The sequence below is a fragment of the Bradyrhizobium sp. HKCCYLS3070 genome (assembly GCF_051167575.1).
Taxonomy (GTDB): domain Bacteria; phylum Pseudomonadota; class Alphaproteobacteria; order Rhizobiales; family Xanthobacteraceae; genus Bradyrhizobium.
Genome location: NZ_JBNPTI010000003.1, coordinates 291,611 through 316,918, shown reverse-complemented (window position 1 = coordinate 316,918; position 25,308 = coordinate 291,611). Strand labels below are relative to the sequence as shown.

The window sequence follows — 25,308 nt, the reverse complement described above, 5'->3', positions numbered from 1 at the left end:
CGGTACGGGTCCCTGCGTTCGCAGCGGCGACGCTGATTATGGGGTCGAGTGACCGGCCTACAACATGCTCGGCAGCACGCGGTCCGGCGGGCGGTGGTTGTCGAGGAAGGTCTTGATGTTGATGATGACCTTCTCGCCCATCTCGACGCGGCCTTCGATGGTGGCCGAGCCCATGTGCGGCAGCAGCGTCACCTTGCCGGCCTTGGCGAGCCGGACCAGGCGCGGATTCACCGCGGGCTCGTGCTCGAACACGTCGAGACCGGCGCCGGCGATGTCGCCGGCCTCGATCAGCCGCGTCAGCGTCTCCTCGTCGATCACCTCGCCGCGTGCGGTGTTGACGATGTAGGCGTCCTTGCGGATCAGCTTCAGCCGGCGTGCCGACAGCAGATGGAACGTCGCCGGCGTGTGCGGGCAGTTGACCGAGATGATGTCCATCCGCGCCAGCATCTGGTCGAGGCTCTCCCAGTAGGTAGCGCCGAGCTCGTCGGCGATCACGGGAGCGACCGGGCGGCGGTTGTGATAGTGGATCTGCAGGCCGAAGGCGCGGGCACGCCGCGCCACGGCCTGGCCGATCCGGCCCATGCCGATGATGCCCAAGCGCTTGCCGCCGATGCGGTGGCCGAGCATCCAGGTCGGCGACCAGCCCGCCCAGTTCTTGCCCTCGGTGAGGATCGAGGCGCCCTCGATCAGCCGCCGCGGCACGGCGAGGATCAGCGCCATGGTCATGTCGGCGGTGTCCTCGGTAAGGACCTTCGGCGTGTTGGTGACGGTGATGCCGCGCGCCACCGCCGCCGCGACGTCGATGTTGTCGACGCCGTTGCCGAAGTTGGCGATCATGCGCAGCTTGCAATCGGGCTGATTGAGGATGTCGGCGCTGATGTGGTCGGTGACGGTCGGAACCAGCACCTCGGCGGTGCGCACGGCGTCGGCGAGTTGTTCCTGGCTCAACGGCTCGTCGTCGAGATTGAGCCTGGCGTCGAACAGCTCGCGCATGCGCGTCTCGACCGAGTCCGGCAGCTTGCGTGTCACCACGACGAGGGGCTTTTTCCTACCTGACATGTGCTGCTCTCATGAGATCCTTCAGACCTCATTAACCGGGTTCGCCGAAACTACCGTCGTCGCCTGAGAGCGGCGCTTCCCTGGACTGGTCGTGTCGGATCTCGCAGGTGGGCCGATCCGTCCCTGACAGGGCTTCGCGAGCGATTCTCAGGCGCTTCCTGGCCGCTTGTGTTCGGTCCTGTCTAGCAGAAGGCCCGGCCAAGACAAGAAGCCAACGGCAGGTCGGGACTGGCGCTTTCGGCAAGCCCTCTCCGAGCACGAAGGGGGGCAGCCGGGCGGTTCGATGGGGATCGGGCGAAGGATCGCAACGTAATCCGCTTTGATCGGAGCGCGGGTCGATCCTTTCGAGGGAGAGTGAGTTGAGTAAATTGACGTTGTGGCGTTTCGGTGCTGTCGTGGTGCTGCTGGTCTGTCTGTTCGACGTTGCCGTCGGCAGGGGCGGCGTTGCGGCGAAGGACTCCGTTCTCACCACCAGCGGCCTGCCGGTGCCGCGCTATGTCAGCCTGAAGTCGGATCATGTGAACGTTCGCGCCGGTCCGACCAAGGACAACGACGTGGCCTGGGTCTATACGCGCTCCGGCCTGCCGGTCGAGATCACTGCGGAATATGAGAACTGGCGCCGCGTGCGCGATTCCGAAGGCTCGGAGGGGTGGGTCTATCACTCGTTGCTGTCGGGGCGCCGCACGGCGGTGGTCACGATGAAGAACAAGGACGATCTCGCCCCGATCTACGAGAGCGCCGACGCGACCAGCGCGGTCACCGCGCGGCTGCAGGCCGGCGTTGTCGCGCAGGTGAAGAAATGCGGCAACGGCTGGTGCCGCGTGCTCGGCAATGGTTTCGAAGGCTGGATCCAGCAGCAGCGGCTGTGGGGCGTCTACGCCGACGAGCAGGTCAATTGAAGGCCCAGGTCAGCGCAATGCGCTGACCTCCATCCTGACGCGCTCCCGACACAAAAATGCCCGCAGCGGGTGCGGGCATGGTGCTTCGATGAAGACCTTCCGGAGGCTCAGCGCTTCTTGCGCAGCCGGACGACCATGTCGATCCGGGCGATCTCGTAACCTTCGGGCGCCTCCGGCAGCTTCGACAGCGCCAGATGCTGGTCCGGGATGTCGACCAGCTCGTGGTTGTTCTCGAGATAGAAGTGATGGTGGGCGGTGACGTTGGTGTCAAAATACGTCTTCGTGCCGTCAACGCTGACCTGGCGCAGCAGGCCGGCGTCGGTCAGCTGGTTCAGCGTATTATAGACCGTGGCGAGCGAGACCGGAACCTTGGCCAGCGTCGCTTCCTCATAGAGCATTTCGGCGGTCAGATGCCGCGCGCCCTTGCCGAACAGCAGCCAGCCGAGGGCCATGCGCTGGCGGGTCGGGCGCAGCCCGGCCGCCTGCAGCATCTCGTTGACGTCGTGCCATGGGCAGCCATTGAGTGCTGGCTGCCGGCCGTTCCCGAGATCCGGGTTGCCGCGGTCATGACCACTCATCGAGGCGTTGTTGCTGACATCCACTTCAAGCACCGCACAATCTCGCTCTCATCCACAACCGATATAGGAAGAAACCCATTCAGATGCAAGCTTATCGCAACTAACGTATCTAGAACGCTCCTAAACTGCATTTGCCGCCCGGTTCGGGCGCCGGCCCTGGTGCTGCGTCGATTTACCTGGATACGCGCATTGACGCCGCAATCCTCTATGTTAGAGAGCGCCCGGACCCGATTTGCCCTGCCATGGTGAGCGCCGCCGGCCGTGATGGCCATGTGCGCGAATCCAGGCGTCGTTAGGCCCGCCGCTGACAGCGGTCATGTTCGCCAAGTGCGATGGCCCAGCCTTCGTGCCGACGCGATGACCGGCCAGCGCGGCGCGGAAGGGGGCGGCGCGCGGGAAGGGTCCATGTCGCGCGGCACAAATTCCACCGGGGATCGTTGAGAAAGGCCACCAAGCATGCTGGATCGGCGCAGCGCATATGAATACGAGGACCTGCTGGCCTGCGGCCGCGGGGAGCTGTTCGGCCCCGGCAATGCACAACTGCCGCTGCCGCCGATGCTGATGTTCGATCGGATCGTCGAGATCTCCGAGACCGGCGGCGAGTTCGGCAAGGGCGTCGTCCGCGCCGAGCTCGACGTGAAGCCGGATCTCTGGTTCTTCGGCTGCCATTTCAAGAATGATCCGGTGATGCCGGGCTGTCTCGGCCTCGATGCGATGTGGCAGATGGTCGGCTTCTACCTCGGCTGGACCGGCGGCGCGGGGCGCGGCCGTGCGCTGGGCCTCGGCGATCTCAAGTTTTCCGGCCAGGTGCTGCCGACCGCCCGCAAGGTTGTGTACAACGTCGACATCAAGCGCGTGATGCGCTCAAAGCTGGTGCTCGGTATTGCCGACGGGTGGCTTTCGATGGATGGCGAGATTATCTATCGCGCCAAGGACCTGAAGGTCGGCCTGTTCAAGCAGGGCGCCGCGCCGACTTGAACCGGCAGGCTGCGACCACAGACAGTGCAGCAGGCACGGCTGCAACACAACACACGAGCAAGGTGAGGCGGACATCATGAGGCGGGTTGTCATCACGGGCATGGGCATCGTCTCATCGATCGGCAACAACACCCAGGAGGTGCTCGCCAGCCTGTACGAGGCGAAGTCCGGTATCTCCCGCGCCGAGAAATATGCCGAGCTTGGTTTTCGTTCGCAGGTGCAAGGTGCGCCGACGCTGAATCCCGCCGATGTGGTCGACCGCCGCGCCATGCGCTTCCTCGGCGAGGGGGCGGCGTGGAATCATGTCGCCATGGAGCAGGCCATCCTCGATTCCGGGCTGGAGCCGACCGACGTCTCCAACGTCAGAACCGGCATCATCATGGGCTCAGGCGGGCCATCGACGCGCACGCTGGTGGAAGCGGCCGACATCACCCGCACCAAGGGCCCGAAGCGCGTCGGTCCGTTCGCCGTGCCGAAGGCAATGTCGTCGACGGCCTCGGCGACGTTGGCGACCTGGTTCAAGATCAAGGGCGTCAACTACTCGATCTCCTCGGCCTGTGCGACGTCCAATCATTGCATCGGCAATTCCTACGAGATGATCCAGTACGGCAAGCAGGACGTGATGTTCGCCGGCGGCTGCGAAGAGCTCGACTGGACGCTGTCGGTGCTGTTCGACGCGATGGGTGCGATGTCGTCGAAGCACAACGACACGCCTGCGACCGCGTCGCGGCCCTATGACGTCACGCGCGACGGCTTCGTGATCGCCGGCGGCGCCGGCGTCCTCGTGCTGGAAGAGCTCGAGCACGCCAAGGCGCGCGGCGCCAAGATCTACGGCGAGATCGTGGGCTACGGCGCGACCTCGGACGGCTACGACATGGTGGCGCCGTCGGGCGAAGGCGCCGAGCGCTGCATGCAGCTCGCGCTGTCGACCGTGAAGACGAAGATCGACTACATCAATCCGCATGCGACTTCGACGCCGGCCGGCGATCCGCCGGAGATCGAGGCGATCCGCAAGGTGTTCGGCCGCGGCGAGAAATGTCCGCCAATCTCGGCGACCAAGGCGCTGACCGGCCACTCGCTCGGCGCCACCGGCGTCCAGGAAGCGATCTATTCGCTGCTGATGATGAAGAACGGCTTCATCTGCGAGAGCGCCAACATCACCGAGCTCGATCCCGCCTTCGCCGACATGCCGATCGTGCGCAAGCGCATCGACAACGCCAAGCTCGGCACCGTGCTGTCGAACTCGTTCGGCTTCGGCGGCACCAACGCGACGCTGGTGTTCAAGCAGCTCGACGCCTAAGATTTCCAACAGCAGTGGTTTCGTCGGCGTCATGGCCGGGCAGCAGCGCGAAGCTCATTCTTCGCACCGATGTCCGGCCATTGGCGTCTCGAAGGCGGAACGATCATCCTGGCTGGGTCGATCCCGGCATGACGAAGGAGAGACATCATGCAGGGACTGATGGCAGGCAAGCGCGGCCTGGTCATGGGCATCGCCAACGACCATTCGATCGCCTGGGGCATCGCCAAGACGCTGGCTGCGCATGGCGCGGAGATGGCCTTCACCTATCAGGGCGACGCGCTCGGCAAGCGCGTCCGTCCGCTCGCCGACGAGCTCGGCGTCAAGCACGTGTTGCCTTGCGACGTCGAGGACATCGCCAGCGTCGACGGCGTGTTCACCACATTGCGCGAGGCCTGGGGCGGGCTCGACTTCGTCGTCCATGCGGTCGCCTTCTCCGACAAGAACGAGCTCAAGGGCCGCTACGCCGACACGTCGCGCGAGAATTTTGCGCGCACGATGCTGATCTCCTGCTTCTCCTTCACCGAGATCGCCAAGCGCGCCGCCGAGCTGATGCCGGAGAGCGGCGGCAGCATGATCACCTTGACCTTCGACGGCTCCAACCGCGTGATGCCGAACTACAACGTGATGGGTGTCGCCAAGGCCGCGTTGGAAGCCTCGGTGCGCTATCTCGCCGCCGACTACGGCCGCCGCAGCATCCGTGTCAACGCGATCTCGGCCGGCCCGGTGCGCACGCTGGCGGGCTCGGGCATCGGCGATGCCCGCTTCATGTTCGCCTTCCAGCAGAAGCACTCGCCGCTCGGTCGCGGCGTGACCCTGGAGGAGCTTGGCGGCTCGGCGCTCTATCTGCTGTCGGAGCTGTCCGGCGGCGTCACCGGCGAGATCCACTACGTCGATTCCGGCTACAACGTGATCTCGATGCCGCGCCCCGAGGATCTCAAGGCGGACTGACCTCCCCGCGCATCGGCGGTATCAGGGGAACGCGAGACTCCGTCCCGCGATCGACCCAAATTTTCCCAGTTGAAGGCGATGTTCCTGAACGGCTAATCAGGAAGCATTGGCGCGACTCGTGTTGGTTGTTGCGACGACGCTGCGATGCATCATGACCGGTGCATCGGCCGCGGCCGTCAGCCAGCCGCTCGCGCCGGCAGCAAGACAAGTCGTGGGGGCGATTGATGCTGCGTTCGAAGGCCCGTGTCATCGCTCTCTGCGCGATGACCGGCATTGCGCTTGTGGCAGGGGGCGCCGGGCCGGCGCAGGCGCAATCGAGCGTCTGGGACTCCACGATCTCCAACACCAGCTGGTATGTGCCGACGGCGCAGCTGCTCGCGTACATGTCGCCGAAGACGGGCTTCTCCAATCCGGTCCCGATCGGTGACCAGACGTTGTGGACCTTGGGCACCGCGACCAACGGCGCCTTCACCGGCACCAGCGTCGCGCAGCTCAGGATCGGGCTGGCGCTGCTGACGGACACCTCGACCATCCAGGGCTTCGTCACCACCAGCGGCCAGATCACCATGCTGTTCACGCCGACCGGCGGCGGCACCGTGACGGTCGGACTCGGCTATATGCGCAACGTCAACGGCGTGACCAGCATGGAAATGCAGATGATCACCGGCGACAGCCTGCTGGTGACGCATTGGGCCTACATGCTGCCCTATGATCCCGCGACCTTCACGCCGCCGCCGTCAGCACCGGTGCCGGCCAACTCCGTGCCGCAATGGGCGTGGACCGCCGGCACGCCTTGGCGGATCGTCAGTCCGACGTTGTTCGGCACGCAGGCGCCGGGCCGTTTCGTCATCACCAACTATCAGAACGGCTATTTCTGGGGTGCGGGCGTCGCACCGCCCGGCAGCGCCGCGGCGGGCTTCACGCTGCTCGGCTCGGTGACTCCCGAGGGCAGCCTGCTGTTCAACACCCTCTCGCGCGGCACCCTGACCAGCCTCTATGGCACGGCGAGCGGCAACGCCGCGGGCGCGCAGATGCTGGTGTCGACCTACGACCTTACCGGGAATTTGACTGGAGGACTGGCGACGATGTCGCTGATCCGGCCTTATGCGGATACGCTGCGGTCTGCAGGCGGCCGCGTCGGCTTGGAAGCGGCTGACGTACTGTACCGGCTGTCGATGACGTCGGCCGGCTGGACCGGATCGATGGTCTCGGGCTTTGCCGCGCTTGATAATCTCAGCGGTCCATCTCTCAGCGCCGCCGTGAAGCAGACGTTGCCGGTGTTGACCGGGGCGGCCTCGCAGGCGACCCATGTCAGCCAGCAGGCGTTCCGGCAGACGATGACCAACAGGCTCGACGATGTCGGCAGCATCGGCTGGGCCGCTGGTCGCAATGTCTGGATGCAGCCCCTCGGCAGCACCGCGCAGCAGACGGGGCGCGATGGCGTTCCCGGCTATGACGCCTCCGGCGGCGGTCTGGCGTTCGGCGCCGACGTCGCAGTCTCGTCCCGCGCCATCATTGGCGGCGTTCTCGGTTATTCTCATCACACGATCACCGGAAGCGACGCCGCCGTGCCGAACCGTCTCGGTCTCGCCTCCTATCAGCTCGGGCTCTATGGAGCCTACGCGATCACCCGTGATGTCCTCTTCGACTATCAGCTCGATGGCGGATCGACCGATAACGGCGAAAACAGGTCGCTGAGCTTCATGGGCGCATCCGCCGGCGGCAGCTATCGTTCCTACAGCGGCCATGCCGGCGCAGGCATCAAGACGCGCATTCCGCTGCAGGACCGATTCGTGCTCGTTCCAGCACTGCGCCTGGACTACGGCACGGTTCGCAGCAATTCCTACGGCGAGAACGGTGCCGGCGGTTTCAGCCTCAACGTCGATCCTCAGATCTATCAGGAGCTCGTGACGACGGCGCAGCTGAAAGCGGTCTACGCGCCCACCAGGCAGATTCGTCTGACCAGCGATATCGGCGTCGGCTACAACACGCTGAATCAGCCATTGCAGATCCGCGCGACGTTCTCGGGCGCCGGCGAGAGCTTTGTCACCCATGGCCTCGGCCTGTCGCCATGGATCTATTCGGCGGGCCTTGGTCTTGTGGCCGCCGGCAACGACCGGCTCGACCTCAGCATCCGCTATGGCATCAACGCGACATCGTCCGGTCTCGTCCAGCAGTCGGGCCACGCGGTGCTGAAGATCAGGCTGTGACGCGCCGAGCTCGTCGTTCTATTCGCGCCCGAAATAGGCCGGCAAGCGCTGGTCGAGCCGGAATTTAAGCATCGAACGCGCCATGTCGCGCAGCACATTGTTGTTCGCAGCCTCCGGCGGCGAAGCGGGGAATGCGGAGTTGTCGACGTCCCCGGCGTGAGACGGCGGTCCGACGCCGGACGTCAGCCGTGAGAGCAGCGATCTGGAGCTCGTGGCAGGCTCGCGCGTCTCGAACGTCGCGCCGTCATAGAGCTGGATATCGATCATGGTGAAGACGTGGCTGATCCGGCCGAATCCCTCGCCCCGGTTGATGACACCGACGCCGGTAACCTCGTCGTTTGTCGAGGGTTCGCTGTCGGTCCGGCGGGTGATCACGAGGTAGCGAGCGCACCCTGCCGTGCCGGCCACCTTCCTGACGATGGGCGTGAGCTTCCCGTTCTCGGCCTTGACCGGTGGCGACTGATAGAACGGATCGAATGCGCCCTTGGGGACGCTGATGCGGCGGATCCCGCTATCACCCGCGGCTGCCTTCACACGCGCGTAGACGATGTCGTCGAAACCCCAGGACACCGGCACTTCGGCGTACTCGTTGCCCAGGCGGGTCATGCCGTTCTTCTGCACCGTGAAGGCATCGCCGAGCGCGGCGATCACCCCGACCTCGCACGGTCCGCCCTCGCGAAGGGCCGTCGTCGGCTTGGCTGCCTTGGCAGCGGTGCCCGCGGTCTTTGGCGCTGTTTTGGCATTCAGCGGCGCCGGCGCCGATTGCGCCAGGGCATTGGTGCACGACCAGATCACGGCCATGAACAGCGGCGCCAGTCGGCGAGAGATTGTCACTGGGAGAGCTCGTCGCATAAGGGAGGGGATTGGGCCAATGAAGCTCGTTCGAACCGTGTGAACGCGGGCGACGGCATCATTCGATCTTCAGATAGCTCGGCAGGTCGCGATCGAGCTTCGCCGCGACCAGGGTGCGCAGCCGCTCGCGCAGGACCGTGCTGGAGGCCGCAGCTGCGAGAGGCTCGGGGAAGTCGGCATTGTCGAGCTTGTTGAGAGGGTCTTCGGTGAGCCTCATGGTTTCGGCAAGCCTGGCGCCGGTGTCGGCCGAGAACGAGCTGATCTTCTCGTAGGACTGGCCGTCGATGAGCGTGATGTTGACGTTCGCAAACAGATGCGAGTGCCTGAGGATCGATCCGACCCCCTGATTGTAGGCGCCGATGCCTCTGAGCCTCAGGGTCGTGTCGGGATTGGTCGTCTCGAACCTGGTGACGACGAGGTAGCGTGTGCAGTTGGCATTCGTGGTGACGTTGCGCACGATGGATGTCAGGCTCTCCTTCGGATCGGGCAGGAAGCGCGACGTCGGATGGTAGTAGGGCTCGAACGCGCCTTTCGGATAGCCGATCCTGTGCACGGTCGGGGCGCCGCCGGTGGCCGCGCGCACGCGCGCCATGGCGAGGTCGTCCAGTCCCCATCCCGGCAACGTGACTTCGTCCTCTTCGATTTCGAACACGGTGAGGCCGAACTTGCTGACGGCGAGCTGGTCGCCGAGTGCGGAAATGACGCCAAGACGGCACGGACCGCTTTCGATGGCGCCTGGTTTCGCCATTGCCTTTGTCTTGCCGGAGGGTTTCTTGGCCGCGGGGGCGGCCTTGGGCGCCGTTGCTGACGGAGCCTGGGCCCAAGCCCCGGTTGCGAAGGCAGCGGCGAGGACGGCGAGCGCAAGACGACGGATCGGCAGGAGCGGCACGGACATGGGGACGGTTCGAGAATGCAAGGTCGTCGGGAACTCGAACTTAGTTCGCCTGCGAAGGCGCACGCAACGGTTTCCGGTCGCCACGCGCAAGATTTGCGCTTGCACGCTCTGCGATCAGGAGGCCGCCGCCTGACCGTCACGCTTCCAGCGATAATATTTCATGATCCGGCCGTGCAGCGGGTCAGCTTCCTCCTTTTCCAGCACGAAGCCCTCGCGCTCGTACCAGCGCCACGCCTTGTCGTTGCCCTTCGCGCAGCGCAGCCACACTTCGTCGGGGAGCAGCTCGCGGGTGAAGGCGAGCAGCCGGCGGCCGAGCGAGCGGCCCTGATGGGACGGGGCGATCATCAGCTGGTCGAGATAGAGCGTGGGGACGTTGATCGCGAGCATCGCCGCGAGGCCGCCGCAGTCGTCGGCGACATACAGGCTCCAACCGCCAGCGACTTCGCGCGGCACGCGCTCCCTGAGGACCGCGAGCAGCCTCTCGCTCTGCGTTTCCAGGCCCGTCGAACACCAGCTCTCCATCCAGAGCCTGGCGACGGCGTCGTATTCGTCCGGGCGGGCAGGGCGGATGATAGGATGGTGCATGTGGGGTGACCTTAAGCGGGGTGACGGCCTCTGCATCCGCAGCCGTGACCCGGGACGCGCGAGGGTGCGCGACCAATAGGACAACAAAAAAGGGCGGCTCGAAAGCCGCCCTTTGTGTTTCACTGGAATGGTGCCGCGGCTTTACTCGCCGGCGGCTTCGCGCGCCTCGGCGGGCGCGTCCTTCTGCTTGGCCTCGAGATCCTCGCCGGTGGTCTGGTCGACCGCCTTCATCGACAGCCGGGTCTTGCCGCGGTCGTCGAAGCCGAGCAGCTTGACCTTGACCTTGTCGCCTTCCTTGACGACGTCGGTGGTCTTCTGCACGCGCTTGTCGGCGAGCTGCGAGATGTGCACGAGGCCGTCGCGGGTGCCGAAGAAGTTCACAAAGGCGCCGAACTCCATCACCTTGACGACGGTGCCGTCATAGATCTGGCCGACCTCCGGATCGGAGGCGATCGACTTGATCCACTTGATGGCGGCCTTCATGGCCTCGCCGTCGTTGGAGGCGACCTTCACGGTGCCGTCGTCCTCGATGTTGACCTTGGCGCCGGTCTTCTCGACGATCTCGCGGATCACCTTGCCGCCGGTGCCGATCACTTCGCGGATCTTGTCGGTCGGGATCTTGAAGGTCTCGATGCGCGGCGCGTATTCGCCGAGCTCGGCGCGCGCGGCGGTCAGCGCCTTGGACATCTCACCCAGGATGTGGATGCGGCCTTCGCGGGCCTGGCCCAGCGCAACCCGCATGATCTCCTCGGTGATCCCCTCGATCTTGATGTCCATCTGCAGCGAGGTGATGCCGCTCTCGGTGCCTGCGACCTTGAAGTCCATGTCGCCGAGATGGTCCTCGTCGCCGAGAATGTCGGACAGCACGGCGAAGCGGCTGCCTTCCAGGATCAGACCCATCGCGATGCCCGCGGTCGGCCGCTTCAGCGGCACGCCTGCATCCATCAGCGCCAGCGAGGAGCCGCAGACGGTGGCCATCGACGACGAACCGTTGGACTCGGTCACCTCCGACACCACGCGCGTGGTGTAGGGGAACTCGTGATGCGGCGGCAGCACCGGGTGGATGGCGCGCCAGGCGAGCTTGCCGTGGCCGATCTCACGGCGCTTGGTGCCGCCGAGACGGCCGGTCTCACCGACGGAGTAGGGCGGGAAGTTGTAGTGCAGCAGGAACGTCTCTTTGTACGTTCCCGACAGCGCGTCGATGTACTGCTCGTCCTCGCCGGTGCCGAGCGTGGTCACGACCAGCGCCTGGGTCTCGCCGCGGGTGAACAGCGCCGAACCGTGGGCGCGGGGCAGCACGCCGACCTCGCAGACGATGTTGCGCACGGTCTTGGCGTCACGGCCGTCGATACGCTTGCCGGTGTCCAGGATGTTCCAGCGGACGATCTTGGCCTCGAGCTCCTTGAACACGGCGGCGATACGGAGCTTGTCGTATTTCGGCTCCTGCCCCTCGGGGAAGAAGTAGGCCATCACCTTTTCCTTGACGGCGCCGACGGCGGCATAGCGCTGCTGCTTGATCGGAATCGCGTAGGCGTTGCGCAGGTCCTGCTCGGCGATCCCAAGCATCTCCTTCTCGATCGCGCCGTTGTCGATGATCGCGACGTCGCGCGGCTCCTTGGCGGCCTTCTCGGCGAGCTCGATGATCGCGTTGATCACCGGCTGGAAGTGACGGTGACCGAACATCACCGCACCGAGCATGATGTCCTCGTTGAGCTCCTTGGCCTCCGATTCCACCATCAGCACGGCGTCCGAGGTGCCGGCGACGACCAGGTCGAGCTGGGTGTCGGCCATCTCGTCGAGGGTCGGATTGAGGATGTATTCGTCATTGGCGAAGCCGACGCGGGCCGCGCCGATCGGGCCCTTGAACGGAACGCCCGACAAGGTCAGGGCGGCCGACGCGCCGACCAGCGCCACGATGTCCGGATCGTTCTCCATGTCGTGCGACAGCACGGTCACGATCACCTGGGTCTCGTTGCGCCAGGCATCGACGAACAGCGGGCGGATCGGGCGGTCGATCAGGCGGGAGACCAGCGTCTCCTTCTCGGTCGGACGGCCCTCGCGCTTGAAATAGCCGCCGGGAATGCGGCCCGCGGCGTAGGTCTTTTCCTGATAGTCGACGGTCAGGGGCAGGAAGTCGACGCCCTCGCGCGGCGCCTTGGCGGCGACGACGGTCGCGAGCACGACGGTCTCGCCATAGGTGGCGACGACGGCGCCGTCAGCCTGGCGGGCGATCTTGCCGGTTTCCAGCCTGAGCGGACGCCCACCCCAGTCGATCTCGACGGAATGCTTGGTAAACATGGGTATCTTCTTTCATGAGATGATCGAAGGCGGACTCCCCGGAAACAAAAAAACCATGCGCAAGATTGCAGGGCGCTGGAAAACGATCAGCGCCCTGCGATCCTGCCATGGTTTTCTTATTTCGGATGGCGTCCATCCTTCTCGTAAATAACGGGCACCTTGCCCGTTACGCCCAGCGGCCGGATTGCTGCTGAGGCGTACTGCATGGTCCGGGCAGGATCAGGCGAAGAGCGTATCTGCCTCTTTCCAGACCCAGCCGGACCGCACGATCCCGGACTCGCGAACGCCGCGATCGAAGCGGCGTCCTCGGCATCATGCCATCAACGCGCGCAATACCGCGCGCGCCCATTCCAACGCGAAGCTCAACGACGGATGTTGTGCTTCTCGAGCAGCGCCTTGTAGCGCGCCTCGTCGTTCTTCTTCAGATAGTCCAGCAGCGAACGGCGGGTCGACACCAGCTTCAGGAGGCCGCGGCGGGAGTGGTTGTCCTTGCCGTGGGTCTTGAAATGGCTGGTCAGGTTGTTGATGCGTTCCGACAGGATCGCAACCTGCACCTCGGGAGAACCGGTATCACCGGCCTTGGTGGCGTTCGCCTTGATGATTTCCGCCTTGCGCTCTGCGGTCACCGACATCGTCAGTCTCTTTCGTTGCGACCGGAGCTGGCAGTCAGTCCGGTCAGGTTGAACACGCGCTTGGGGATGAGTTCGCCATTGCCAATTTCGGCAAGCGCCAGAAGGCGGCCTGCGACCGTGACATAGACTGTGCCGCTACTATTGGGCGCATCCCGTCCGCGCAACAAAACGGCCTGGCCCCTGTGGAGCCTTGCCGCATCAGCCCGAGTGACGGCCAGTGCCGGGATGTCGTCCAGCGCGGTCTCAACGGGCAGGAGTGCGTCGGCGAGGCTTCCCTCACCGGACGCGGCTCTATTGCACAAAGCCTCCAACTGTTCCAGCGGAATCATGTCGTTCTCGGTAAACGGACCCACCAGGGTCCGCCGGAGCGCGCTGATATGGCCGTAACAGCCGAGGAGGCGGCCCATGTCGCGGGCCAGCGCCCGGACATAGGTTCCCTTGCCGCATTCCGCCTCGAATACCGAATGGTCGGGGTCGGGCTGGTCGACGAGGGTCAGTTCATGGATCTCGACCGGGCGCGGCTGGAGCTCGACGACCTCGCCGTCGCGGGCGAGATCATAGGCGCGCTCGCCCTGGATCTTGATCGCGGAATAGCGCGGCGGCGTCTGCTCGATCCGGCCGGTAAATTGCGGCAGCAGCGCCCGGATCGCCGCGGCATCCGGCCGGCCGTCGCTGGTCTCGACGACCCGTCCTTCGGTGTCGTCGGTATCGCGCTCCTCGCCCCAGGTCACGGTGAAGCGGTAGCGCTTGCGGCCGTCCATCACGAAGGGAACCGTCTTGGTGGCTTCGCCCAGCGCGATCGGCAGGCCGCCGGAGGCGAGCGGATCGAGCGTGCCGGCATGGCCGGCGCGCTTGGCCTGGAACAGGCGCTTCACCACCGCCACGGCCTGGGTCGAGGTCATGCCGATCGGCTTGTCGAGCACGACCCAGCCATGGACGTCGCGACGATCGCGGCGCGGCTGGTTGCCCTGACCGTTCCCTTGGCGCGGCTTGTTGCGCGGATCGTTGTTGTCGCGCGGCGGGCGTCCGTCGGCAGAATGGATCGTCTTGGCCGCGGTCGGTTCGGCGCTCGGCGCGTCGACAGTGCCGGTTTCGGGGGGAATGGTCATCAGCTCTCTTCCGAATCCGAATTGAGGTCTCTCTGCACCGCGGGTGTTCGCAGTAATTTCTCGATCCGTTCCGCTTCGTCGAATCGCTCGTCGACGCGGAAGCGGATGTCAGGTGCAAATTTCAGGTTAACGCGCCGCGCGATGTCGCCGCGCAGGAACTTCTTGTTGCGCTCCAGCGCCGTGAGCACCACGTCCGTATCCTGTCCGCCGAGCGGCATGATGTAGATCGTGGCGAGCTTCAGATCGGGCGACATGCGGACTTCGGGCACCGTAATGATGTGTCCCTCCAGGTCCGGGTCGTGCACGTCACCGTGGCTGAGAATGTCGGCGACAGCGTGACGCACGGTCTCGGCCACGCGCAACTGACGCTGCGAGCCGCCGGAAGCGGCGCTTCCCCTCTGGTGATGGCGAGGCATTTTTCAAAAATCCAATGGATCGTCGCCCGGCGTGAGCACGGGCGAGAGGATCATTCTGATTGAGTTCAACGACGCTTCGTTAAGTTCAAGAGGCGCGGCGATTCCGCAGGTGCACGGAATCGCTGCTCGCTCGAATTGCAGCGCTCTGTAGGATTCGGACTTACAGCGAGCGCTGGATGGTCTCCACGCGATAACACTCGATGACGTCGCCGACACGCATGTCGCCGTAGCTCTCGAAGGCCATGCCGCATTCCTGGCCGGCCTGCACTTCCTTCACTTCGTCCTTGAAGCGCTTCAGGGTCGACAGCTTGCCCTCGTGAACCACGACGTTGTCGCGGATCAGGCGGACATTGGCGCCGCGTTCGACAGTGCCGTCGGTGACGCGGCAGCCGGCGACCTTGCCGACCTTGGAGATGTTGAACACCTCCAGGATCTGCGCATTGCCGAGCATGGTTTCCCGAAGCGTGGGGGCCAGGAGGCCGCTCATCGCCTTCTTCACGTCATCCACGAGGTCGTAGATGATGTTGTAGTAGCGGATCTCGATGCCGTTGCGCTTGGCGAGTGCGGCCGCTTCCTTGTTGGCTCGCACCGAGAAGCCGATGATCGCGGCGTTGAAGCCTTCGGCCAGCGTGACGTCGGACTCGCTGATGCCGCCGACGCCGGCATGCAGGATGCGGGCGGCGACCTCCTCGGTGCCGAGCTTCTCCAGCGAGCCGAGAATGGCTTCCAGCGAGCCCTGCACGTCGGCCTTGATGATCAGCGGGAATTCCTTGCGGCCCACAGTCTTCAATTGCGACATCATCTGTTCGAGCGAACCGCGCATGCCGGAGATCGAGGCTGCCGCGTTCTCGCGCTTCTGATGCGCGCGGTAGCTGGTGACCTGGCGGGCACGGGCTTCGTTCTCGACGACGGCGAGGCGATCGCCAGCTTCCGGCGGACCGTTGAAGCCGAGCACCTCGACCGGCACCGACGGGCCTGCCTCCTGCAGCGTCTCGCCCTGGTCCGAGATCAGCGCGCGGACGCGGCCCATCTCGGCGCCGGCGACGATGATATCGCCGACCCGCAAGGTGCCGCGCTGAACCAGCACGGTGGCGACCGGGCCGCGGCCGCGATCGAGCTTGGCTTCGATCACGGTGCCTTCGGCCGGGCGATCCGAATTGGTCTTGAGGTCGAGGATGTCGGCCTGCAACGCGATCATCTCGAGCAGACGATCGAGATTGGTCTTGTTCTTGGCGGACACCTCGACGTCGACGACCTCGCCGCCCAGCGATTCGACCTGCACCTCGTGCTGGAGCAGCTCGGTGCGGACGCGCTCGGGACGGGCGTCGGGCTTGTCGATCTTGTTGATCGCCACGATCATCGGCACCTTCGCCGCCTTGGCGTGATTGATCGCCTCGATCGTCTGCGGCATGACGCCGTCATCGGCCGCGACCACCAGCACGACGATGTCGGTGACCTTGGCTCCGCGGGCGCGCATCGCGGTGAACGCGGCGTGGCCGGGCGTGTCGATGAAGGTGATCTTCTTGCCGGAATCCGGCGCGGTCACCTGATAGGCGCCGATGTGCTGGGTGATGCCGCCGGCTTCACCCGAGACCACATTGGCGTGGCGCAGCGCGTCGAGCAGCGAGGTCTTGCCGTGGTCGACGTGGCCCATGACGGTGACGACCGGCGAGCGCGGCTCGGTGTCGGTCGAATCGTCGACGACGTCGAACAGGCCCTCCTCCACGTCCGAGGCGGCGACGCGCTTGACGGTGTGGCCGAGTTCTTCCGCGATCAGCTGCGCGGTGTCGGCATCGATCACGTCGGTGATCTTGTGCATCGCGCCCTGGCGCATCAGCAGACGGATCACGTCGACCGCGCGCTCCGACATGCGGTTCGCCAGCTCCTGGATGGTGATGGCTTCCGGAATCGTCACCTCGCGGACGAGCTTCTCCTTCTGCTCGTTGGCGGCATGGCCCTTCAGGCGCTGCGTGCGGCGGCGGAACGACGCGATCGAGCGCTCGCGCACATCGTCGGCCGTGAGCGCCGTGACCACCGTCAGGCGGCCGCGCTGCTTCTGCGGGCCCGGCTTGTGCGTGGTCTTCGGCGGCGGCGCGGGACGTGCGGCTCCGCCGGGACCCCTGCGGATCTGGCGCGGACCCTCATCCTCGTCCGGACCGGCGGCAACCGCCGCCGGCGCGCGGCCGAGCGGACCGCCGGCGGCAGGACGGGCGCCGGCCGGGCGTGCGCCCGCCGGCTGAGCGCCACCGGGCCGCGAGCTCGGACCACCAATCTGCTGCGGCCGGCTGCCCGGTGCGCCGACGGGCCTGCCGGGGGCGGGCGTCGAGCGGGCCGGTGCGGCTGCGGCGGGCTGGGGCGCGGATGTCGCCGGACGGGGCGCCTCGCCTTCACCGAACCGCTTCTTGGCTTCGAGCTCGGCCTTGCGCTTGGCTTCCTCTTCGTGACGGTGCCGCTCTTCCTCGGCCTTGCGGCGCGCCTCGGCAGCCTCGCGCTCGGCGCGTTCGGCGGCTTCGCGCTCGGCGCGGCGGCGGGCTTCCTCTTCGGCCTGGCGGCGTTCCTCGATGTCGCGCACGCGGGCATCAGCCAGCGCGCTGGCGCGCGCCGAGCGCTCGTCCTCGGTCAGGGTGCGGAGCACGACGCCGGACCCGCCGCGCTGCGACGAGCCGGATGGGCGCGGTCCGGATGAGCGCGGCGTTGGCGGGGGCGGCGGCGCCTTGGCGACGGTCGGCTCCGGTGCATGCGGAGCATCGGGCCCCCCATCGCCGACGCGGCGCTTGCCGCGCTTCTCGACCACCACCTGCTTGCTCCGGCCATGTGGGAAGCTCTGGCGTACCGTGCCGGTCTCGACGCGCGGCTTCAGCGTCAAGGTCTTGCTCGGGACACTCAGTTTCTTGTCGCCCGGAGTGTTGTTGTCGGCCATTCAGTCGTCCTAATCTCGTTACCAGCGTGCGGGCTACCGCACCGTCTCATTCGTGCAATCGTCGCGATGTCTTCGTAGCTATGGCTTCAAAGTGCTATGTCTTCGAAGTCGAAGCAGATTTCGTGGCCGCGGTTCCGGCAATCTTGTCAGCGTCGGCCGACCGGTATCGGACCAGTGTCTGGCTGCGCGACAGGAATGTCCTGCTCGCCGGGCCTGCGAGCACGGCAGCATGTATCACATTTGAGCGCCCAAGTGCCAAATCCAATTCTGCCGAAGTGAGACAGCAGATGATCGGAATTGTCGGGGCTTGGTCCTGACCCCCGTCGTTCGGCCGCACCAGCGCGTCGAGCTTGCGGATCCCGTCGGCTGCGCCGTCCGCGGCATGGACGAGGGCTGCCAATGTCGACCGTGATGGCCGCTGCGACAGCGCCGCTTCCACCTTGGAGAAACCGGAGACGACCTGACCGGCCTTGGCGGCAATCCCCAGCGCTTCGATCGCGCTGCGGGCCAGCAAGGCTTCCAGGTCTTCGGCAAGGGTTGGCGGGACGCGGACGTTGGTCTTGAAGCCCCGGCTGAAATGGTGACGCCGCACCGCCTCCGCAACCGCCTGGCGCGAGGCGGTGATCCACAAGCCCCGTCCGGGCAGCTTGCGCTTGATGTCGGGCACGACCTCGCCCGACGGGCCGACGACGAAGCGGATCAGCTCGCCGATCGGCCGCACTTCGCGGCTGACCGCGCACATGCGCATGGTCGCGGACTTCTCGGTCCGCGGTCCATTGTCGAGCTCGGGGTCGGCCAAAGCGAGCATGCGGTGATGCGGCTCCTCATCTCACGCGAGCTGGGTCAGGGTGGGGGTCATCGTGGTGTCCATGGGGCGAGCCAAGCGGGTCAGGCGGGCTGTCCTTCGGTCGTTTCGTCCTCATTCTCGGGTTCGGCTTCGGCCTTGGCGAGGTCAGCCTCACTGACCCAGCCGGCCTTGACGCGGGCCTGCATGACCATGGCCTCGGCATCGTCGCGGGAGATATCGAGACCGTCGAGAATGCCGGGGAATTTGGTGGCTTCGCCACCCTCCTTGCGCTCGGTCCAGCCGACCAGATCGTCGGTCGCGCAGCCCGCGAGGTCCTCGACCGTCTTGATGTCGTTCTCGCCGAACTTGACCAGCATCTTGGTGGTGACGCCGGGCACGTCCTTCACCGCGTCCTCGACGCCGAGCTCCTTGCGCCTGGCCTCTAGCTCGGCTTCCTGCTGCTCGAGGAATTCGCGGGCGCGGGTCTGCAGCTCGGTCGCGGTCTCCTCGTCGAAGCCCTCGATGCCGGCGAGATCCTTGAGGTCGACCAAGGCGAGCTCCTCGACCGAGGTGAAGCCTTCGGACGCCAGCAGCTGGCCGACGACCTCGTCGACGTTCAGCGATTCCATGAACACGCGGGTGGAATTCTCGAAGTCGGCCTGGCGGCGCTCGGATTCCTCCTGCTCGGTCAGGATGTCGATGTCCCAGCCGGTCAGCTGCGAGGCGAGGCGGACGTTCTGGCCGCGGCGGCCGATCGCCAGCGAGAGCTGGTTGTTGGTGTCGGGCACCACGACCTCGATGCGCTCGCGGTCCTCGTCGATGACGACCTTGGCGACCTCGGCCGGCGCCAGCGCGTTGACCACGAAGGTCGCGATGTCGGGCGACCACGGAATGATGTCGATCTTCTCGCCCTGCAGCTCGTTCACCACCGCCTGCACGCGCGAGCCGCGCATGCCGACGCAGGCGCCGACGGGGTCGACCGAGGAGTCGCGGGAGACAACGCCGATCTTGGCGCGCGAGCCGGGGTCGCGAGCGACCGCCTTGATCTCGACGATGCCGTCATAAATCTCCGGCACCTCCTGCGCGAACAGCTTGGCCATGAACTGCGGATGGGTGCGCGACAGGAAGATCTGCGGGCCGCGGGTCTCGCGGCGGACGTCGAAGACGTAGGCGCGGACGCGGTCGCCGTTGCGGAACACCTCGCGCGGCAGCATCTCGTCGCGGCGGATGATCGCCTCGCCGCGCCCGAGGTCGAGGATCACGCTGCCATATTCGACGCGCTTGACGACGCCATTGACGATGTCGCCGATGCGGTCCTTGAACTCCTGGTACTGCCGGTCGCGCTCGGCCTCGCGCACCTTCTGCACGATGACCTGCTTGGCCGACTGCGCGGCGATGCGGCCATATTCCAGCGGCGGCAGGGTGTCAGCGATGGTGTCGCCGATCTGCGCGCCAGGGTTGGCGCGGCGCGCATCATCCAGCGAGATCTGGTTGGAGGGGTTCTCGACCTTCTCGACCACCAGCATGTGGCGCGATAGCCGCAGCTCACCCTTCTTCGGATCGATCTCGGCATGAACGTCGGTCTCGCTGCCGTAGCGGGCGCGGGCGGCCTTGGCGATCGCGTCTTCCATCGCGGCGATCACGATGCCGCGGTCGATCGACTTCTCGCGCGCGACGGCGTCGGCGATCTGCAGCAGTTCCAACCGGTTGGCGCTGACGGCCATGGCTCAAGTCTCCTCTAATCAGGATCGATCTCGCCTCTGCGCGCGCGATCGGCGGCGAGGCGATGTTTCTTGGTATTGGTCGGCAGCGGCTTCTTGGCCGGCTTGTCGTCTTTTGCTTTCGGCTTCGGCTTGGGTTTCGCCTGGGCCGCCGGCTTGGCGTGCGGCGCCAGCGGTGGGACGATTCCAAGCTCGCGCTTCTTCTCGCGCTCGGCCGCCTTGCCGCGGCGCATGGATTCGGCGATCAGCTCGTCGGTCAGCACCATCTTGGCGTCGCCGATGTCGGCCATCGGCAGCACGACATCCGGCTCCTGGTCCTTGGCCACGTCATCGCGGGTGATGCGTACGCCGTCGCCTTCGACGCCGGCGATGATGCCCCGGAAGCGTTTGCGGTTCTGATGTGCCACCGCCATCTCGATCTTGACGAGATGACCGATGTGACGTTCGAAATCGGAGCGGCGGACCAGCGGCCGGTCGATGCCCGGCGAGGAGATCTCGAGCCGATAGGCACGGTCGATCGGATCGGCGATGTCCAGCACCGGCGACAGCGCCCGCGACACCGCCTCGCAATCCTCGATCTGCATCGTGCCGTCGGGACGCTCGGCCATCACCTGGACCGTGCAACCACCTTCGCCCGAAATGCGGATCCGCACCAGGCGGTACCCCATTCCCTGCAGCACGGGGTCGGCCACCGCCGCCACGCGCGCCGCGACGCCCGGCTCGACGACGAGGCGGGGCTCGGTCAGGAGGTCGGTGTCAGCGGTTGCGAACGTAGGTTCCGTCATCGAGGCGTCGATCACGTGTCTTGCTTGGTTGGGCCGTCGGGCCTGTTCGATCGCGCTCACCGGACCGATCCCGCCCGTGGCGGAGCGATCCAGGTAACAAAAAAGAGCGGGTCCGGAAGGGCCCACCCTCACTACGCGATCGTATATGAGATGATGTTTGATGGCGCTCATATAGCCGCTTTGCCGCCTGACGGCAAGGGTCGTGTCGCCTCAAACGGCGCCTGGAACTGGGAATTTGCTCCGCGCCCGGACTGCGGATCGGATCGTTTTCCCTGACCGGGAACGGTCGAATGCCGCAGGGTCTAACCCTTCATTCACCAAGATCGCTTAAAAATGAGCTGAGTTCGTGCTTTTCGCCCCCGTCGTCGTGCCGCACGGAGTGGAGCGCACGGAAACGTGTCGTGTTGCGTATCGAGTAGACGTCATGACCCCGGCAACCGCGCTGATCCCCGGCCTTGGCGGGATCGTCAGGCAGGGCAATGCTGAACGCGGCCTCGAGGCCACGCGCCGCATCGCCGACCTGTTCTTCGAGGATGCGACGAAGCTGCGTCCCGAGCATATCAATCTGTTCGACGGTCTCCTGATCGATCTGGTCCCGTTCGCGGATCTGCCGACGCGGATCGATCTGGCGGAGCGGTTGTCGCGGCTCCTCAAGACGCCCCGTGCCGTCGTCAGCCGGCTGGCGCGCGACGACGAGGTTGCGGTGGCGGGTCCGCTGTTGCGCCGTTCGCTCGTGCTCGACGATCCCGTGCTCATCGCTATTGCGCGCGACAAGAGCCAGGGTCATTTGCTCGCGATGGCAGAGCGGACGCGCCTATCGGCCGATACGACCGATGTGCTGGTGCGCCGAGGTGATCGCGACGTGGTGCGGCGGACCGCTGCCAATGACGGCGCAGCGTTTTCCCCGCGCGGCTATGCCGCGCTGATCCACCGCGCGAGTTCAGACGGCGTGCTGACGCTCACGGTCGGCCGGCGCGCAGATGTTTCCGACGATCATCTGAAACAACTGCTGGCCGGCTCGCTCGATGTCATCAGGCGGCGGCTGTTCGATGTCGTGCCGCCGGACAAGCAGGCGAGGATCAGGCAGGCTCTCGCCGAACTCGCCGATGCGGCGCGTACAGCGCATAGCACGCGCGATTTCGTGCCGGCGCAGCGGACCATCCTGTCGCTGTATGAAGCCGGTGCCTTGGACCAGTCGGCGTTGTTCGGCTTCGCATCCGAGCACAAATACGAGGAGGTCATCGCGGCGCTCGCCGCAATGACGGGATTGAAGATCGCGACGCTCGACCGGCTGGTATCGGGCGATCGTCACGATCCGCTGCTGATCCTGGGGCGCATGATCGGGCTCGATTGGCGCACCGTGCACGCACTGATCCTGCTGCGCCTCGGACCGAAACGCGTGCCGGCGCAGCGCGATATCGATGCGATCAGGGTCAACTACGCGCGCCTGCTGCCATCGACCGCCGAACGCGTCGTCGCGTTCTGGAAGACACGACACTGAGTGACCCTCGCCGGCGCAGCGGTCAGCGCCGGCTGAAGATCAGATAGTTGGCGACGCGGCCTTCGCGCGTGGCCTTCCGCCCGTAGCGCGTCATGGTGTAGCCCGGCCAGGGCAGACGCCAGTCGTCGGCGCGCTCGGCCGTCCAGGCGAACTCCGGCGAACGCAGCAGATGCCACAGCGTCCAGGCGCAATAGTCGGCGATGTCGCTGACGAAGCGGAACTCGCCGCCGGGCTTCAGGACGCGCGCCATCGCTGCGATCGTCGCATCCTGCACGAAACGCCGCTTCCAGTGCCGCCGCTTCGGCCAGGGATCGGGATGGATCAGGTCGATCCGCTGCAGCGACTGCGGCGGCAGCCAGGCCAACAGCTCGGCGGCGTCGCCCGCCACCAGCCTGATATTGCCGATGTTGTCGGCCTCGATGGCCGACAGGATCTTGGCCATGCCGTTGACATAGGGCTCGCAGCCGATGAAGCCGGTGGTCGGACACGCCTTCGCTTCGGCGGCAAGATGCTCGCCGCCGCCAAACCCGATCTCCAGCCGCAGCGCGTCGACCGGCGGATCGTACAGCGTGGGCAGCACGGCTTCCGCGGGCGCGGCGAGATCGAGCGCGAGGTGCGGCAGCAGGTTGTCGACCAGGCCGGCCTGATGCGCCCGCAGCTTGTGGCCCTTGCGCCGGCCGAAGAACGAGCCCTGGCCGTGCAGGGCCTCGGTGCCGGTGTGATCGTCGTCGACGGGCATGTTGATCGCGGGGCTCATCGCAGGGTTTGATAGAGACGGTAGAGCAGCCTTGTCCGCGGCTCGATCGAGGAGATGTACATCTGCTCGTAATGCGTATGCGCGCCCTTGCCATCGACGCCGAGCCCATCGAGCGTCGCCGTGAACGGTGCGGTGAAATTGCCGTCCGAACCGCCCCCGGTATAGGTGTCGACCAGCTCGAAGCCGATCTCGTCGGCCAGGGATTTCGCATGCTCGAACAGGGCGGCGCCGGCGTTGCCCTTGACGTAAGGCGGCCGGTTCACCTCGCCGCTCACTTCGACCGTGACGCCATCGCTGCGCGAGGTCAGCCCCAGGATCTTGGGCAGGATTTCCTCGGCATCGGCAGGCGTCGGCAGCCGTGCATCGACCTCGGCATAAGCTTCCTCAGCGATCACGTTGGGACGGGTGCCCCCACGCACGACGCCGACATTCACGGTGATGCCGCGGGCGGGGTCGTTGAGCGCTTCGAGCGCATGGATGACGTTGGCGAGTTCGCGGATCGCACTGCGTCCATCCTGTGGACGCGCGCCGGCGTGCGCGGGCACGCCGCGGATTGCCACGTCGAACCGCGCCACGCCCTTGCGTCCGGTCACGATCTTGCCGCCGTCGCGCGCCGGCTCGGTGACGAGGACGTATTTGGCCTTGCGGCCTTCCTCCTCGATCAGCGCGCGCGAGGTCGGGCTGCCGATCTCTTCATCCGAGACGAACAAATGAGTAATGCCGAGGGGCGATTTTTGACCCTCTGCGCAGAGCTGACGAAAGGCGTGAAAGGCGAGATAGGCGCCGCCCTTCATGTCGTAGATCCCGGGACCGTACGCAACGTCGCCGTCGACTGCGAACGGCAGCCGCGCGATGAACCCGATCGGATGTACCGTGTCGAGATGGCTCAGGACCAGGATGCCCGGCTCGTCCTGTCCCCACGACGACCGTGCGACGAGGTGGTCGCCGCAGCCGTCGCGTCCGGCGATCCGTTCGATCGTGGCATCGAGCCCGCGATAGCCATCCGCGACAAGGGAAGCCAGCTTGTTGACCTGATCAGGCGCCTCGGTCGGGGTCTCGATCTCGACCCATTGGCGGATGCCTTCGAGAATTGTGCGACTATCGAACGGGCTGCTGCTGGCGGTCATGAGCTTTGTAAATCGTTCTCGATGGTTACGAAGTGGTAGCAGGCGGTGGACGCGCTTGGCGCGTCGCTGGGCGGGTTGGCGGCTGGGACGCCGGAGTTCCAGGCCACATGTGCATAAAAAGATTTAGAGCGCGATAGCCTTTCCCGAAGGGGAGCCATCGCGCTCTATTGGTCGTGATCCAACCTGTCTATCGGCTCATTCGTCTGGCGGAACGCAGCGTGCCCAGCGCGTCGTCCGCAAACGTGCCCCGCTGATGGCCCCCCGAGGGCGCTGACATTCCTATGAGAGTGATCACGATAGGAATGTCAGCGCCGGCGCATCAGCTAGCCTTCTTCCGGAGCTTCACGATCAGCGATCTGCTCGACCAGGTCGACGATGCTGCGACGAAGCTTCGAATCGTGGATCCGCGTGAATGCGCGGGTCAACGCCAGTCCTTCGGAGGTTGCCAGGAAATCAGACACATAGGCGGGCGAAGCGCCTTCGCCGAAAGCTTCACCGTTGGTCCCGCCACTCGGGACCCCTTCGAACAGGAAGGAGACCGGGACCTGCAGAACCTCCGAGATCTGCTGAATCCGGCTGGCGCCGACTCGATTGGTGCCTTTTTCGTACTTCTGTATCTGCTGGAACGTGAGTCCGAGAGCCTCGCCAAGTTTTTCCTGGCTCATGCCCAACATGATACGGCGCATCCGCACCCGGCTGCCGACATGCTTGTCAACAGGGTTGGGCGCTTTCGTCGACATCTCTCAACTCCTTAGAATGGGCCTCGGAACGAGGCGGTCGCAGTATGCCTCAGGCGCTCACACCGTCAATTTATGTTCGCATGTCGTACTAACGAAGACGGCCGAGCAACGAACTGGACGGCTCATGCTGCCGCGCGAGAATGCGAATTGCAGCAGCTATCTGTCAACACTTGGGGTTTTGCTTGTCAAAAAAAATCTTACGGACCCGGAA

The 25,308-nt window shown here is 65.6% G+C and carries 23 protein-coding genes; 7 read left to right on the top strand and 16 right to left on the bottom strand.

Annotation, left to right across the window (positions count from 1 at the left end):
* Positions 1-57: 57 nt before the first annotated feature.
* Positions 58-1,059: a 2-hydroxyacid dehydrogenase gene (locus ACQR03_RS13940; protein ID WP_315716913.1), complete on the bottom strand. Its 1,002-nt coding sequence runs from the start codon at positions 1,057-1,059 to the stop codon at positions 58-60.
* Positions 1,060-1,472: 413 nt separating this feature from the next.
* On the opposite strand from ACQR03_RS13940, the gene ACQR03_RS13935 reads away from it, so the two are divergent.
* Positions 1,473-1,958: an SH3 domain-containing protein gene (locus ACQR03_RS13935; protein ID WP_409977910.1), complete on the top strand. Its 486-nt coding sequence runs from the start codon at positions 1,473-1,475 to the stop codon at positions 1,956-1,958.
* 107 nt (positions 1,959-2,065) lie between these two features.
* Here ACQR03_RS13935 and irrA read toward each other — a convergent pair whose 3' ends face one another.
* Positions 2,066-2,536: an iron response transcriptional regulator IrrA gene (gene irrA, locus ACQR03_RS13930; protein ID WP_315716966.1), complete on the bottom strand. Its 471-nt coding sequence runs from the start codon at positions 2,534-2,536 to the stop codon at positions 2,066-2,068.
* Between the two features lie 456 nt (positions 2,537-2,992).
* Between irrA and fabA the strand changes: the two genes are divergently transcribed.
* The 4 genes from fabA to ACQR03_RS13910 all read left to right on the top strand — a co-directional run bounded on the left by fabA (position 2,993) and on the right by ACQR03_RS13910 (position 7,972).
* Positions 2,993-3,514 carry a 3-hydroxyacyl-[acyl-carrier-protein] dehydratase FabA gene (gene fabA / locus ACQR03_RS13925; RefSeq protein WP_315716914.1) on the top strand — a complete coding sequence of 174 codons (522 nt, stop codon included), beginning with the start codon at positions 2,993-2,995 and terminating at the stop codon, positions 3,512-3,514.
* Between the two features lie 76 nt (positions 3,515-3,590).
* Positions 3,591-4,814 (top strand): beta-ketoacyl-ACP synthase I, encoded by a 1,224-nt coding sequence (fabB, locus tag ACQR03_RS13920; RefSeq protein WP_315716915.1) that lies wholly within the window; start codon positions 3,591-3,593, stop codon positions 4,812-4,814.
* 147 nt (positions 4,815-4,961) lie between these two features.
* Positions 4,962-5,762 carry an enoyl-ACP reductase FabI gene (gene fabI / locus ACQR03_RS13915; protein WP_315751773.1) on the top strand — a complete coding sequence of 267 codons (801 nt, stop codon included), beginning with the start codon at positions 4,962-4,964 and terminating at the stop codon, positions 5,760-5,762.
* A 224-nt stretch (positions 5,763-5,986) separates the two neighbouring features.
* Positions 5,987-7,972 (top strand): autotransporter outer membrane beta-barrel domain-containing protein, encoded by a 1,986-nt coding sequence (locus tag ACQR03_RS13910; RefSeq protein ID WP_434841477.1) that lies wholly within the window; start codon positions 5,987-5,989, stop codon positions 7,970-7,972.
* 18 nt (positions 7,973-7,990) lie between these two features.
* Here the strand turns inward: ACQR03_RS13910 and ACQR03_RS13905 are convergent, their stop codons facing one another.
* The 4 genes from ACQR03_RS13905 to pnp form a co-directional block, all read right to left on the bottom strand.
* On the bottom strand, positions 7,991-8,773 hold the full coding sequence (locus tag ACQR03_RS13905; RefSeq protein WP_315751775.1) for a hypothetical protein: 783 nt from the start codon (positions 8,771-8,773) through the stop codon (positions 7,991-7,993).
* A 109-nt stretch (positions 8,774-8,882) separates the two neighbouring features.
* On the bottom strand, positions 8,883-9,719 hold the full coding sequence (locus ACQR03_RS13900) for a hypothetical protein (protein ID WP_434841476.1): 837 nt from the start codon (positions 9,717-9,719) through the stop codon (positions 8,883-8,885).
* A 114-nt stretch (positions 9,720-9,833) separates the two neighbouring features.
* A complete protein-coding gene (locus ACQR03_RS13895; RefSeq protein ID WP_315751777.1) occupies positions 9,834-10,304 on the bottom strand; it encodes a GNAT family N-acetyltransferase in 471 nt (156 codons plus the stop codon).
* 141 nt (positions 10,305-10,445) lie between these two features.
* Positions 10,446-12,602, bottom strand: a complete 2,157-nt coding sequence (gene pnp, locus ACQR03_RS13890) for a polyribonucleotide nucleotidyltransferase (protein ID WP_315716921.1) — start codon at positions 12,600-12,602, stop codon at positions 10,446-10,448.
* Here pnp and ACQR03_RS13885 point away from each other — a divergent pair.
* Positions 12,601-12,753: a hypothetical protein gene (locus ACQR03_RS13885; RefSeq protein WP_315751778.1), complete on the top strand. Its 153-nt coding sequence runs from the start codon at positions 12,601-12,603 to the stop codon at positions 12,751-12,753. The two genes, pnp and ACQR03_RS13885, sit on opposite strands and share 2 nt — an antisense overlap.
* A gap of 211 nt (positions 12,754-12,964) precedes the next feature.
* Here the strand turns inward: ACQR03_RS13885 and rpsO are convergent, their stop codons facing one another.
* The 7 genes from rpsO to rimP all read right to left on the bottom strand — a co-directional run bounded on the left by rpsO (position 12,965) and on the right by rimP (position 20,972).
* A complete protein-coding gene (gene rpsO / locus ACQR03_RS13880) occupies positions 12,965-13,234 on the bottom strand; it encodes a 30S ribosomal protein S15 (protein WP_009025947.1) in 270 nt (89 codons plus the stop codon).
* A 2-nt stretch (positions 13,235-13,236) separates the two neighbouring features.
* Complete coding sequence (gene truB, locus ACQR03_RS13875) at positions 13,237-14,343, bottom strand: tRNA pseudouridine(55) synthase TruB (RefSeq protein WP_315751779.1); 1,107 nt, start codon at positions 14,341-14,343, stop codon at positions 13,237-13,239.
* A complete protein-coding gene (gene rbfA / locus ACQR03_RS13870; RefSeq protein ID WP_315716923.1) occupies positions 14,343-14,759 on the bottom strand; it encodes a 30S ribosome-binding factor RbfA in 417 nt (138 codons plus the stop codon). Before rbfA ends, truB begins: the two co-directional genes overlap by 1 nt.
* A 160-nt stretch (positions 14,760-14,919) precedes the next feature.
* Positions 14,920-17,679, bottom strand: coding sequence for a translation initiation factor IF-2 (gene infB, locus ACQR03_RS13865; RefSeq protein WP_315751780.1), 2,760 nt, complete (start codon positions 17,677-17,679; stop codon positions 14,920-14,922).
* A 94-nt stretch (positions 17,680-17,773) separates the two neighbouring features.
* Positions 17,774-18,487, bottom strand: a complete 714-nt coding sequence (locus tag ACQR03_RS13860) for an RNA-binding protein (protein WP_315751781.1) — start codon at positions 18,485-18,487, stop codon at positions 17,774-17,776.
* Between the two features lie 80 nt (positions 18,488-18,567).
* On the bottom strand, positions 18,568-20,190 hold the full coding sequence (nusA, locus tag ACQR03_RS13855; protein ID WP_315716926.1) for a transcription termination factor NusA: 1,623 nt from the start codon (positions 20,188-20,190) through the stop codon (positions 18,568-18,570).
* A gap of 14 nt (positions 20,191-20,204) precedes the next feature.
* Positions 20,205-20,972 carry a ribosome maturation factor RimP gene (rimP, locus tag ACQR03_RS13850; protein WP_315716927.1) on the bottom strand — a complete coding sequence of 256 codons (768 nt, stop codon included), beginning with the start codon at positions 20,970-20,972 and terminating at the stop codon, positions 20,205-20,207.
* A 424-nt stretch (positions 20,973-21,396) separates the two neighbouring features.
* Between rimP and ACQR03_RS13845 the strand changes: the two genes are divergently transcribed.
* On the top strand, positions 21,397-22,473 hold the full coding sequence (locus ACQR03_RS13845; RefSeq protein WP_315751782.1) for a DUF2336 domain-containing protein: 1,077 nt from the start codon (positions 21,397-21,399) through the stop codon (positions 22,471-22,473).
* A 22-nt stretch (positions 22,474-22,495) separates the two neighbouring features.
* Here ACQR03_RS13845 and ACQR03_RS13840 read toward each other — a convergent pair whose 3' ends face one another.
* The 3 genes from ACQR03_RS13840 to ACQR03_RS13830 form a co-directional block, all read right to left on the bottom strand.
* Positions 22,496-23,230 (bottom strand): tRNA (guanine(46)-N(7))-methyltransferase TrmB, encoded by a 735-nt coding sequence (locus tag ACQR03_RS13840; protein WP_315751783.1) that lies wholly within the window; start codon positions 23,228-23,230, stop codon positions 22,496-22,498.
* Positions 23,227-24,357 (bottom strand): M20 family metallopeptidase, encoded by a 1,131-nt coding sequence (locus ACQR03_RS13835; RefSeq protein ID WP_315716930.1) that lies wholly within the window; start codon positions 24,355-24,357, stop codon positions 23,227-23,229. The genes ACQR03_RS13840 and ACQR03_RS13835 overlap by 4 nt, the downstream gene beginning before the upstream one ends.
* A gap of 323 nt (positions 24,358-24,680) precedes the next feature.
* A complete protein-coding gene (locus tag ACQR03_RS13830; protein ID WP_006615449.1) occupies positions 24,681-25,097 on the bottom strand; it encodes a helix-turn-helix domain-containing protein in 417 nt (138 codons plus the stop codon).
* Between the last annotated feature and the right edge of the window lie 211 nt (positions 25,098-25,308).

Coding starts and splice junctions, on each gene's coding strand:
- ACQR03_RS13940 (WP_315716913.1), bottom strand. CDS start 1,059: ATGTCAGGTAGGAAAAAGCCCCTCGTCGTGGTGACACGCAAGCTGCCG.
- irrA (WP_315716966.1), bottom strand. CDS start 2,536: ATGAGTGGTCATGACCGCGGCAACCCGGATCTCGGGAACGGCCGGCAG.
- fabA (WP_315716914.1), top strand. CDS start 2,993: ATGCTGGATCGGCGCAGCGCATATGAATACGAGGACCTGCTGGCCTGC.
- fabB (WP_315716915.1), top strand. CDS start 3,591: ATGAGGCGGGTTGTCATCACGGGCATGGGCATCGTCTCATCGATCGGC.
- fabI (WP_315751773.1), top strand. CDS start 4,962: ATGCAGGGACTGATGGCAGGCAAGCGCGGCCTGGTCATGGGCATCGCC.
- ACQR03_RS13910 (WP_434841477.1), top strand. CDS start 5,987: ATGCTGCGTTCGAAGGCCCGTGTCATCGCTCTCTGCGCGATGACCGGC.
- ACQR03_RS13905 (WP_315751775.1), bottom strand. CDS start 8,773: ATGGCCGTGATCTGGTCGTGCACCAATGCCCTGGCGCAATCGGCGCCG.
- ACQR03_RS13900 (WP_434841476.1), bottom strand. CDS start 9,719: ATGTCCGTGCCGCTCCTGCCGATCCGTCGTCTTGCGCTCGCCGTCCTC.
- ACQR03_RS13895 (WP_315751777.1), bottom strand. CDS start 10,304: ATGCACCATCCTATCATCCGCCCTGCCCGCCCGGACGAATACGACGCC.
- ACQR03_RS13885 (WP_315751778.1), top strand. CDS start 12,601: ATGGGTATCTTCTTTCATGAGATGATCGAAGGCGGACTCCCCGGAAAC.
- pnp (WP_315716921.1), bottom strand. CDS start 12,602: ATGTTTACCAAGCATTCCGTCGAGATCGACTGGGGTGGGCGTCCGCTC.
- rpsO (WP_009025947.1), bottom strand. CDS start 13,234: ATGTCGGTGACCGCAGAGCGCAAGGCGGAAATCATCAAGGCGAACGCC.
- truB (WP_315751779.1), bottom strand. CDS start 14,343: ATGACCATTCCCCCCGAAACCGGCACTGTCGACGCGCCGAGCGCCGAA.
- rbfA (WP_315716923.1), bottom strand. CDS start 14,759: ATGCCTCGCCATCACCAGAGGGGAAGCGCCGCTTCCGGCGGCTCGCAG.
- infB (WP_315751780.1), bottom strand. CDS start 17,679: ATGGCCGACAACAACACTCCGGGCGACAAGAAACTGAGTGTCCCGAGC.
- ACQR03_RS13860 (WP_315751781.1), bottom strand. CDS start 18,487: ATGCTCGCTTTGGCCGACCCCGAGCTCGACAATGGACCGCGGACCGAG.
- nusA (WP_315716926.1), bottom strand. CDS start 20,190: ATGGCCGTCAGCGCCAACCGGTTGGAACTGCTGCAGATCGCCGACGCC.
- rimP (WP_315716927.1), bottom strand. CDS start 20,972: ATGACGGAACCTACGTTCGCAACCGCTGACACCGACCTCCTGACCGAG.
- ACQR03_RS13845 (WP_315751782.1), top strand. CDS start 21,397: ATGACCCCGGCAACCGCGCTGATCCCCGGCCTTGGCGGGATCGTCAGG.
- ACQR03_RS13840 (WP_315751783.1), bottom strand. CDS start 23,230: ATGAGCCCCGCGATCAACATGCCCGTCGACGACGATCACACCGGCACC.
- ACQR03_RS13835 (WP_315716930.1), bottom strand. CDS start 24,357: ATGACCGCCAGCAGCAGCCCGTTCGATAGTCGCACAATTCTCGAAGGC.
- ACQR03_RS13830 (WP_006615449.1), bottom strand. CDS start 25,097: ATGTCGACGAAAGCGCCCAACCCTGTTGACAAGCATGTCGGCAGCCGG.